At 41.5% G+C, this 10,803-nt stretch carries 9 protein-coding genes; 5 read left to right on the top strand and 4 right to left on the bottom strand.

Features of this window, described 5'->3' with window-relative positions:
* The first annotated feature begins 349 nt into the window (after positions 1-349).
* Positions 350-778: a hypothetical protein gene (locus PSE69_RS19265; protein WP_014657136.1), complete on the top strand. Its 429-nt coding sequence runs from the start codon at positions 350-352 to the stop codon at positions 776-778.
* A gap of 79 nt (positions 779-857) precedes the next feature.
* Here PSE69_RS19265 and actP read toward each other — a convergent pair whose 3' ends face one another.
* The 3 genes from actP to acs form a co-directional block, all read right to left on the bottom strand.
* Positions 858-2,507 carry a cation/acetate symporter ActP gene (gene actP, locus PSE69_RS19260; RefSeq protein WP_004916106.1) on the bottom strand — a complete coding sequence of 550 codons (1,650 nt, stop codon included), beginning with the start codon at positions 2,505-2,507 and terminating at the stop codon, positions 858-860.
* Positions 2,504-2,815, bottom strand: a complete 312-nt coding sequence (locus tag PSE69_RS19255; protein WP_004916081.1) for a DUF485 domain-containing protein — start codon at positions 2,813-2,815, stop codon at positions 2,504-2,506. The genes actP and PSE69_RS19255 overlap by 4 nt, the downstream gene beginning before the upstream one ends.
* A gap of 67 nt (positions 2,816-2,882) precedes the next feature.
* Positions 2,883-4,838, bottom strand: a complete 1,956-nt coding sequence (gene acs, locus PSE69_RS19250; protein WP_004916080.1) for an acetate--CoA ligase — start codon at positions 4,836-4,838, stop codon at positions 2,883-2,885.
* A gap of 423 nt (positions 4,839-5,261) precedes the next feature.
* On the opposite strand from acs, the gene sodA reads away from it, so the two are divergent.
* The 4 genes from sodA to yiiM all read left to right on the top strand — a co-directional run bounded on the left by sodA (position 5,262) and on the right by yiiM (position 10,008).
* Positions 5,262-5,888 carry a superoxide dismutase [Mn] gene (sodA, locus tag PSE69_RS19245; RefSeq protein WP_014657135.1) on the top strand — a complete coding sequence of 209 codons (627 nt, stop codon included), beginning with the start codon at positions 5,262-5,264 and terminating at the stop codon, positions 5,886-5,888.
* A 207-nt stretch (positions 5,889-6,095) separates the two neighbouring features.
* Positions 6,096-7,793 carry an Hsp70 family protein gene (locus PSE69_RS19240; protein WP_121874962.1) on the top strand — a complete coding sequence of 566 codons (1,698 nt, stop codon included), beginning with the start codon at positions 6,096-6,098 and terminating at the stop codon, positions 7,791-7,793.
* Positions 7,793-9,256 carry a J domain-containing protein gene (locus tag PSE69_RS19235; RefSeq protein ID WP_121874963.1) on the top strand — a complete coding sequence of 488 codons (1,464 nt, stop codon included), beginning with the start codon at positions 7,793-7,795 and terminating at the stop codon, positions 9,254-9,256. The genes PSE69_RS19240 and PSE69_RS19235 overlap by 1 nt, the downstream gene beginning before the upstream one ends.
* Positions 9,257-9,327: 71 nt before the next feature.
* Positions 9,328-10,008, top strand: coding sequence for a 6-hydroxyaminopurine reductase (gene yiiM / locus PSE69_RS19230; protein WP_004916078.1), 681 nt, complete (start codon positions 9,328-9,330; stop codon positions 10,006-10,008).
* Between the two features lie 5 nt (positions 10,009-10,013).
* On the opposite strand, the gene PSE69_RS19225 is transcribed toward yiiM, so the two are convergent.
* On the bottom strand, positions 10,014-10,803 hold a 790-nt coding region (locus PSE69_RS19225), incomplete at its 5' end, for an ATP-binding cassette domain-containing protein (protein WP_272675321.1).

Raw genomic sequence — 10,803 nt, 5'->3', positions numbered from 1 at the left:
GGGAAAAAGGTAATGAGTATCGATAAGCAAGCTTTATAACTTTAATAATTAATTTTTTATAAATTAATTTGTTTAAATGTTAAATAAAATCCGTTTAAGTTAGCTCATTTTTCAACTTTACTTTTAATATCAATAGATAGGCCATAAACACGGTTTTGTGATCATCGGGTTTGTTGTTCTATATCTTCTATTTACCTACTCTTCTTAAGATACTTTCCCATTAAAATAGATAACAAATGTTAAATTGATGTTGCAAAAAGTTAAACATATACTATCAATAAGTAACTTAATTAGATGTTATGAATGATTTTTACACACGATAATGCGCTTGTTTATCAAGGTGAATATAATGAAGAATATAAAATCTGTTAATAGCCAAATATTTAGGGATATTGTTGCCGTTAATAAGCAAAAGGAACACGAATTCAACAATGGTCAAGATGGGGCAATTATCTTATCTCTGCTGGTGATGTTTTTTACGCCTTTCTTACTACTGAATGAGGCTCGCCAGCTTCTACACATAGATTACAGTTTTGCTGCTATGGCTGGTATAGCAGTGGTTAGTTTTGTATTGGCGGCGATCCTCTATAAGGCATTTAATATTAGCCAGAAATTTGCGAACAAAGAAATATCGTTAAATATATTATTATCAATGTATGTACCTAATAACAAATCTGAGTTTGAGAACTTTAAAGTCGAAGTAAAAAACCAACCAGCACGCTTTTTTGAGTTAGTTGATGAGTGGGTAAACACTGAAAAAATGACTTATGCGAGATAACGTGGTTTTATACAGATTAAAAAAGCGGCTTATTAAGAGCCGCTTTTTTTATGTTTCTTTCTAGAGGTAATATTAAGGGTTAGTGAGATTTACCTTGCTCAATACCTAAGCCAATTTGTGAACGTACAAATTGCTCTCTAAAGCGTTCTCTCTCGAATTTGCCTCTTTCTGAGTTATCTGTGATAGAGAATAACCAAGAAGCGACAAATGCCACTATCATCGAGAAGAATGCAGGATACTCATAAGGATAGATAGGTTTCTCATGATGTAAGATGCTTACCCAAATAGTTGGCCCTAATATCATCAGCACAACGGCGGTAATAAGTCCTAACCATCCGCCTGCTAAGGCACCACGTGTTGTTAATTTCTTCCAATACATCGATAACAGGATGATAGGGAAGTTACAGCTTGCAGCAATAGAGAATGCGAGGCCTACCATGAAGGCGATATTTTGGTTTTCGAACAAAATACCTAACCCGATAGCAACAAAGCCTAATATCACTACCGTAATTTTGGATACACGTAACTCCTCTTTTTCATTTGCCTTACCGTCTTTGATTGCCATGGCATAAAGGTCATGGGAAACCGCTGAGGCGCCGGCGAGTGTTAGCCCCGCAACAACAGCTAATATCGTGGCGAAAGCAACAGCAGAAATAAAGCCAAGGAAGAAGTTCCCTCCGACGGCATCTGCAAGGTGTACGGCGGCCATGTTTGTTCCACCGATCAATTTGCCTGCTGCATCTTTAAAGTCAGGGTTTGCACTAACAAGAACAATCGCACCAAAACCGATAATGAAAGTTAAAATATAGAAGTAGCCAATGAAACCTGTTGCATAGAACACACTCTTACGAGCTTCTTTCGCGTCACTGACCGTAAAGAAACGCATAATGATATGAGGTAGCCCTGCTGTACCAAACATCAGCGCTAGCCCAAGTGATAAAGCCGATATAGGATCTGAAACTAATCCTCCTGGGCTCATAATGGCAATGCCATTTTTATGTACTTCGACGGCTTCTTTAAATAGGGTATTGAAATTGAAACCAACATGTTTCATGACCATTACGGCCATAAATGTTGCGCCTGCTAATAAGAGAATTGCTTTGATGATTTGTACCCATGTAGTGGCTAACATTCCACCAAATAGGACGTATAACACCATCAAAATACCTACAATTACGACGGCAACATGGTAATTAAGACCAAACAGTAGTTCGATCAACTTCCCTGCACCAACCATTTGTGCAATGAGGTAGAGTGCAACGACAACAAGAGAGCCAACGGCAGACAGTATCCGTATTGGTCTTTGTTTTAATCGATATGACGCAACATCGGCGAAGGTATAACGACCGAGGTTACGTAAGCGTTCTGCAATTAAGAAAAGAATAATAGGCCAGCCAATTAAGAAGCCGATGGAGTAGATCAAGCCATCATAACCGGAGGTGTAAACCAGTGCTGAAATACCTAAGAATGAGGCTGCGGACATAAAGTCACCCGCAATGGCCATCCCGTTTTGAAAACCTGTAATTTTACCGCCTGCGGTGTAGTAGTCTGAGCGAGAACGCGTTCTTTTAGATGCCCAATAAGTAATATAGAGAGTAAACCCGACGAATAACAAGAACATGATAATGGCTTGAATATTCACAGGTTGCCGCTCGACATCCCCTGTCAGTGCATCAGAAAATGCGGCTGAAGAGGCGAAAAGTAAGATGAGAGGAAGGAGTTTTATCATTTTTGCACCTCTTTTAAGATTTCAGCCGTTAAACGGTCGTATTCACCATTTGCCCGAATAACATATAGGCCAGTTAATAAGAAAGAGATGACAATCAATCCTACACCAATAGGTATACCTCGTGTGATATAGGATCCTTCACTAATCGGCGTTCCAAGCCAACTTGGGTTAAAAGCAATAAGAAAGATAAAACCGACATACAATATTAATGTGATAGCTGACAACAACCATGAAAATCGACCGCGTTTCCTTACCAATTCTTTAAAGCGAGGGTTATTCTCTACCTCTTGATAAGCAGTAGCATTCATCAGAGTTCTCCTCTGTTATCGTCTTATTGGAATGTATGTAAGGTCGCCATAAAGGCGACCTTCAGGCTTATGACATACTCATTGATTGTTTTTCTTCGAGTAGTTTTTCGACAACGCCAGGATCTGCCAGTGTGGAAGTATCTCCTAAGTTACTAGTATCTCCTGAGGCAATTTTACGTAGGATACGGCGCATGATCTTACCGGAGCGGGTTTTAGGTAAAGAGTCCGTCCAGTGTAGAACATCAGGTGTTGCAATTGGACCGATTTCTTTTCGAACCCAATTACGAACTTCGGTATATAGCTCAGGTGAAGGCTCTTCCCCCGAAATTAAGGTGACATAAGCATAGATAGCTTGCCCCTTAATATTATGAGGAATACCAACAACGGCTGCTTCTGCAATTTTTGGGTGTGCAACTAATGCAGATTCAATTTCAGCAGTACCTAGGCGGTGACCGGAAATATTTAATACATCATCAACACGGCCCGTGATCCAGAAATAGCCATCTTCATCGCGGCGAGCACCATCGCCACTGAAATACATACCTTTAAAAGTAGAAAAGTAGGTTTGCTCAAAACGCTCGTGGTCACCAAATAAGGTACGTGCTTGACCAGGCCATGAATCAACAATGACGAGGTTACCCTCTGTTGCACCTTCTAATGGTTCCCCAAGATTATCAACAAGAGCAGGACGAACCCCGAAGAAAGGTAACGTTGCTGAGCCTGGTTTTAGCATGGTCGCTCCCGGCAGCGGAGTGATCATAAAGCCGCCAGTTTCTGTTTGCCACCATGTATCAACAATTGGGCAACGACTATCACCAATCTTCTTATAGAACCATTCCCATGCTTCAGGGTTGATAGGTTCACCAACGGATCCTAGGATACGCAACGAGCTACGGTTGGTGCCTTCAATGGCTTTATCACCTTCAGCCATTAGGGCGCGGATAGCAGTCGGCGCGGTATACAGGATATTAACTTGGTGCTTATCGACCACTTGGCTCATGCGATTGACCGCAGGGTAGTTAGGCACGCCTTCAAACATCAATGTTTTGGCACCATTAGATAGAGGGCCATATAACAAATAGCTGTGACCCGTTACCCAGCCAACATCGGCAGTACACCAATACACTTCACCGGGATGGTAGTCGAAAGTATATTTAAAGGTGAGTGTTGCATAGACTAAATAACCGCCAGTAGTATGCAGTACACCTTTTGGTTTACCTGTTGAGCCTGAAGTATACAGAATGAATAATGGGTCTTCTGCGTTCATTTCTTCAGGTGGGCAGTCGGCGCTGACGCCATCAATCACATCGTGCCACCATAAGTCACGCCCTTCTACCCAGCTTGGAACATTCCCAGTACGACGGTAGACAATGACATTCTTAACGGTGGTGACATTGGCATTGGTTAATGCGTCATCAACGTTTTTCTTGAGAGGTATTGAGCGGCCAGCACGTAGGCCTTCATCGGCTGTAATAATCAGTTTTGCTTTACAGTCGATAACACGACCCGATACCGCTTCTGGAGAGAAGCCAGCAAAGATAACAGTATGAATCGCCCCAATGCGAGCACAAGCTAACATTGCGACGGCAGCTTCAACCACCATTGGCATGTAAATCGCGACAACATCGCCTTTACGAATACCATGTTGTTTTAATACGTTAGCGAACTGACTAACATCATGATGCAGTTCACGGTAAGTGACATTTTTTGATTGAGAAGGGTCATCACCTTCCCATATGATTGCGGTTTGATCGCCCTTATCTGCCAGATGACGATCTAAACAGTTAGCGCTTAAGTTAAGGGTGCCATCTTCAAACCAGCGAATGCTGATATGGCCAGGATCGAAGGAGGTGTTTTTTACTCGGGTATACGGCTTAATCCAATCAACAACCTTTCCTTTCTCCCCCCAAAACGTTTCAGGGTCTTGAATAGAGAGTTGATACTCATTGTTGTACTGTTGCTCGTTTATCAGGGCATTTTCTGCAATTTCAGCAGTAACGGGATGCTTAGTTATTTGAGTCATATTTTTATCTCCTTGCAGATGTTAATACTATGTCAAAAAATGGTTAACTAAAGCAGGAAATATAAATTTGTTTTTCTTTTGAGCGGGAGATCACGTATTAATTGTAATGGATTTAACAGGATTATCATTTGATGCGAAATCGTCAATTAGATTAATCATCTGATTATCTGCATAAGGGTAGAATTAAAGAAAAACAAAGCAGGGCGATATTGGTATTAGTTGCTAAATAAATCAACAATGATAGTTGATGAGAAAGACCATATAAATATCATGGGTTTGATAATGATTTTCATTAACAGTAAAATAACTATAATTGATACCGACTCACAAGGTGTGAAGTTTCTGAAGTGTATACCCTATGTGTCTTGGCATTGAGTGAGAGATATAGAGGTATATGTCAATAAGTCACTGGAGACAAATACAATGAGCTATACATTACCTGCTTTACCTTATGCTTATGATGCGCTGGAACCTCATTTCGATAAGCAAACAATGGAAATCCATCACACCAAGCATCATCAAACCTACGTTAACAACACTAACACTGCGTTAGAAAAATTACCTGAACTGGCTAACCTAGACATTGATGATCTGATCCAACAATTGGATAAAGTTCCTGCTGATCAACGTACTTTTGTTCGTAACAATGCTGGTGGTCACTCAAACCACAGCCTGTTCTGGAAAGGCCTAAAATTAGGTACTGAACTAAGCGGTGATCTGAAAGCAGCTATCGAGCGTGATTTTGGTAGTGTTGACGCTTTCAAAGAACAATTTGAGAAAGCAGCAGCTTCTCGTTTTGGTTCTGGCTGGGCATGGCTAGTTCTAAAAGATGACGGTAAGCTAGCGGTTGTTTCTACAGCTAACCAAGACAGCCCTCTGATGGGTGAAGCGATTTCTGGTACTTCAGGTTACCCAATTATTGGTCTTGATGTTTGGGAACACGCTTATTATCTGAAATATCAAAACCGTCGTCCTGACTACATCAAAGCATTCTGGTCAGTCGTTAACTGGGATGAAGCTGCAAAACGTTTTGCAGAAAAAACTAAATAATTCATTAAATTAAATGATAATTAGATGGGCGTAACCCTTTTGGGGTTGCGCTTTTTTTATGCCTCTCTTTTTCTTTTTTCTATTAATCTCAGCTTTGTCTCGTTTTAATATCTTGTGTTTTGTTCATAATGTGTCTCATAAGTACAAAAAACAGATTGATATTCTATCCAGTAATAATTCAATAAAGTGAATGATAAGGGAGATAATATGGCGGCTGACATGGTTATGGGGATTGATCTTGGGACCAGTAATAGTGCAGTGAGTTTATGGATTGAAGGGCGAGCGGTATTAGTACCCAATAAACAAGGTGATGTTTTAACGCCATCTGTTGTTGCTCTTGATGATGATGACCAGATCTTGGTCGGAAAATTCGCTCGTGAACGTCTACAGAGTCACCCCCATTTAACCCAAGCCAGCTTTAAGCGCTTTATGGGCACGGATGCAACGTTATCATTAGGCTCTCTGACTTTTCGGGCTGAGGAGCTTTCTGCTTTATTATTACGGCAATTAAAAGAGGATGTTGAAGCTTGGCTTGGTTACCCCGTCAAAGATGCAGTGATCACGGTTCCTGCTTATTTTAATGATGTTCAGCGTCGGGCGGTTAAAACAGCGGGACAACTCGCTGGGCTAAATGTTTTAAGGTTATTGAATGAACCTACTGCGGCATCGTTGGCCTTTGGGTTACTCGAAAACAAAGAACACAAATACCTAACCTTTGACCTTGGTGGGGGAACGTTTGATGTTTCGATAATTGATATGTTTGAAGGCGTTATTGAGGTTTGTGCGAGTAGTGGCGATGTCCGTTTAGGCGGTGATGATTTCAGTGAAGCTATTTATCTGTGGATGTTAAAGCAGCATCCTGAACTGAAAGAAGCCCAAGCAGATATTCGCGCGGAATTACTCAAACAAGCAGAAACATTAAAAATCGCATTAGGTCAAAGCAATGAAGCGACGGCTTCGCTACGGTGGAATGATCAGGATTGGCATTGGACAATGACAGATCAGGAGCTAGCTTCTTGTTGCCAATCTTTATTAGTACGATTGCAACAACCTATTTTGCAGGCTTTGCATGATTCTCGTTTTACTCTCAATGATTTGGACGACATCTTATTAGTTGGTGGTGCAACACGAATGCCACTTATCCGACAAACGGTAGCGCGTCTGTTTGGACGTTTTCCTCGCCATGACCTTAATCCAGATGAAGCCGTTGCATTAGGTGCAGGGGTTCAAGCGGGTATGGTGATGGCAGATACAGCCCTTGATGATGTTATTTTAACCGACGTAATGCCATTTTCTTTGGGGATTGAAACCTCAAAAAGAAACGGAACCCATTATGATTCGGGTTATTTTTTACCTTTAATTGAGCGAAATACCTTTTTACCTGTGAGCAAGATGCAAACGGTTAGCACGATTGAAGATAACCAAAAAATGATTTTATTAAAGATTTATCAGGGGGAAGCGCGTCGCGTCCAAGATAACGTATTTTTGGGGGAGATGGCGATTGATATCCCTCAGAAGCCTGCTGGAGAAGTGGATATTGATGTCCGGTTTACCTATACCGTTGATGGATTACTAGAAGTTGAGTGTCGTTATCAAGGTAACCCTGAGGTGTTTCGGCTAGTGATAGAGAAAGTTCCGGGGCAAATGAATGAAGCGCAAATCGAACAAAGCTTATTAAAAATTGCTGATTTAAAACAGCATCCGAGGGATAGAAAAGAGAATCGCGTGTTATTGTCACGCTGTGCTCGGTTATATGAGTTTTTACTGGGTGAGGATCGCTATTGGATGGATCAAGTCACAACGGAGTTTGAAAGAGCACTCGATAGCCAAGATCCACGTCGTATTGCGGCCATTCGTCAACAAGTGGAACAATTTTTGAGTCGCTATGAGGGAGACTCGCATTAATGAGTATATGGCAAACATTGGGAATCACTCAAACAAACGATGAAAAGGAAATTCGGCGTGCTTATGCGCGGCAGGTAAAAAAATATCGACCCGATAGCCACCCTGAAGAGTATCAACAATTACGTGAAGCTTTTGAGGAGGCAAAAAGATATGCCGCTTACGCTATTTATGATGATGAATCTGCCGATGATGAATATGTTGAAGAGCAGGCGAATATAGACGTTGATGTGCCTCATTTAGAAAGCCTCTTACACCAAGAGGCTGTTAATGAAGAAGCCGTTAATGATGATCAACAACAGCAAGAGCTGTCTGAAATTCGGATTACTTACCCATTTTCAGATGTGTTGTTAGATGATTATCAACCATCGATTAATGAATTACCGGTTGTTGAAACAGCTTATACCCAAGAGTTAATTGATTGGCTCGCGAAGCTGTTTATTATTGATGAAAACGCGGCAAAACGTGAATTAGTCGAATTGTGGGAAAACGTCTGTCAAAAAGGCAGTTTGCAGACACATCAGCAATTTCATCAAGATTTTGCGTGGGCATTATCAGAGCAAGAAGGTTTAACCGAAGCTGTTGTGGAACATGTTTCGTCTCTATTAGGCTGGCGGCTTGATGAATATAACTCAGAGCAAATTATCCCGTTTTATATTCAAAACGCATTAACTGAACAGCTACGCCAGACTGAGGTGGCTCGAGCATGGAAGCAGTGTCAGATTGATGCTGTCCATGGAGACTATATCGTTTCTCAATCTTTGCGTGTACTGACGAGTAAAAATGAGAAAGTTTCTTATAAAGTTCGCTTGATACCTGGATTGATCCCTCAAATCGCTGAGCAAGTGAAACAACGAACCAGTGAATACCCAGAGCTAAAGGATAAATTTAACCCTGCTATTTTATCTTTCATACAGCAGCCTAGGCTAGCGTTCAACTGGCGCGGGGTCTTCTTATGTATTTTTTGGGGATTGTTATTGAACATGGTTGCTACTCAGCCTGATGTTAATAGCGGCGTGGCAATAGTTGCTGGTGTGATTATTTTATTCTATTTATTTTTCAATGACCTGATTATGTTTGGGCTTCATTCTAGGAAAAAAGCATTCACTGTATTTTTGGTCAGTGAATTTTTTATAACGTTATTCGTTATCCTGATCTTTTTTCTTGGTCTGTCTGGGGTACTCTTATTCTTTATCACTGGCTTGGATATTGGGCCTGCACATGGTGCACAAGCGATGGTGATTTTTATTCTTATGTGGCTTTTTTGGTATGCATGGCCGAAAGATAAACCTAGTATACGCAGACCGGGCATAATGATGTATCGGATGTTTGCGAGTCCATGGAAATTTTTGGAGTACTTTAAGTTTTCATGGTTTTCACTCGTTTGGTTAGTTATTATCTATTTGATTTATTATAGTGCTATGCATAACTTATTGAAGTATTGTACAGAATTTCTAGTAAATTGAACTCTGATGCTCGTTCAACGTGATAATGATGAGTTCATTGAATTTAAAGCCACGATAAAGGTGTAATCGCAATGCAAATTCATCCTCAAGTCTATATCGGCGAAGTCAAAGCCACATTAGATTGTGGTCAGAGCGCTATTCATAAGCGTCAAGTGGATGGGCCGTTGCCATTAGGGCAATTAGGGCTTGAGGGAGATGAGCAAGCTGAAAAACGCTTTCATGGTGGCCCTGATCGGGCGCTATGCCATTATCCGGCAGAGCACTATCAATTCTGGGCTAATGCTTATCCTGAACTTGAATCTCTTTTTACGCCACCAGCGTTTGGTGAAAATATCTCGACTCAAGGTATGACAGAAGAGAATGTCTTTATTGGTGATATTTATGCTTGGGGTGATGCTCGTATTCAAGTCACCCAACCACGCTCGCCATGCTATAAGCTCAATGGCCTGACAGGCGTTGAAAACTTTGCTCAAATAATGCAAGAAAATGGTCGTTGTGGTTGGTTGTATCGAGTGATAAAGACGGGGTCAGTCAGTGCCGCAACACCGATCACCCTTTTAAGTCGTAATAGCGATATTTCTGTTCAAGAAGCGATTATGATCGCTTTTCATGCCCCATTCGATGAAGAGTTATATCAACGTTTGCTAGGAGCCGCGGGGCTGTCTGCAAGTTGGAGCCTGACGATGCAAAATAGGCTTGAGCATCGCCGTATTGAAGAGTTCAGCCATCGCTTATTTGGTAAGCGAGGCTGATATTCTTAAAGGCTGCCGCTGATAAATTGTTGATACCAAGGCTCACGGGCTAATAATTCTGCATGTGTTCCTTGGTCAACGATTTCGCCAGATGCCATCACAATAATATGATCGGCTTGGCTGGCAAGCATCGGTTGGTGAGTCACAACAATACGTGTCTGCTGGTTGGCAGTGAGTAGCTGTTCAATAACAGCGGCAGTATTGATGTAATCAAGGCTAGCTGTCGGCTCATCCATCAAAATAATATCAGGACGGCTTAATAGTAGTCTTGCAATACACAAACGTTGCCTTTGTCCACCAGAGAAAATTTGCCCGCCAGCACCTACATCTCCATCTAGTAAAGTATGATCTGCATCGATATTGAGTTGTTGAAGCATGGCGATGATTGATGGATCATCGATCTCTTCTGAACTGGCAGTCATATTTTGCCGTAAACTGCCTTTAAACAGCCGGTTATCTTGAAATAATATGCCTCGCTTACTACAGAGCACTGCTTGCGATAATTGAGCGATATCTTTATTGCCATACCGCACTACGCCTTGTGAAGGGTCTTGCAAGCGCGCCAACAAATTCAATAACGTGCTTTTTCCAGCGCCAGACGCCCCCACAATGGCCGTGAATGTATTTGCTTTAAAAGTTAAGTCGAGCGGTTTTAATAGGACTTTCCCCTCCTCTGTACGCTGAGATAAGGCGTTACAGCTCACGGTATTTTCAGATGGGGTTTGAGATGAACGAACAAAATTAAGCTCAGGTGTTTCCAGTGCTTGGGTTATCTGATTGAGCGATTTTTTAGGG

It is taken from the genome of Providencia sp. PROV122 (assembly GCF_028482365.1).
GTDB classification, from domain to species: Bacteria; Pseudomonadota; Gammaproteobacteria; order Enterobacterales; family Enterobacteriaceae; genus Providencia; species Providencia stuartii.
Note: the sequence above shows the minus strand (reverse complement) of the source record. Positions and strands in the feature narration are given on the sequence as shown.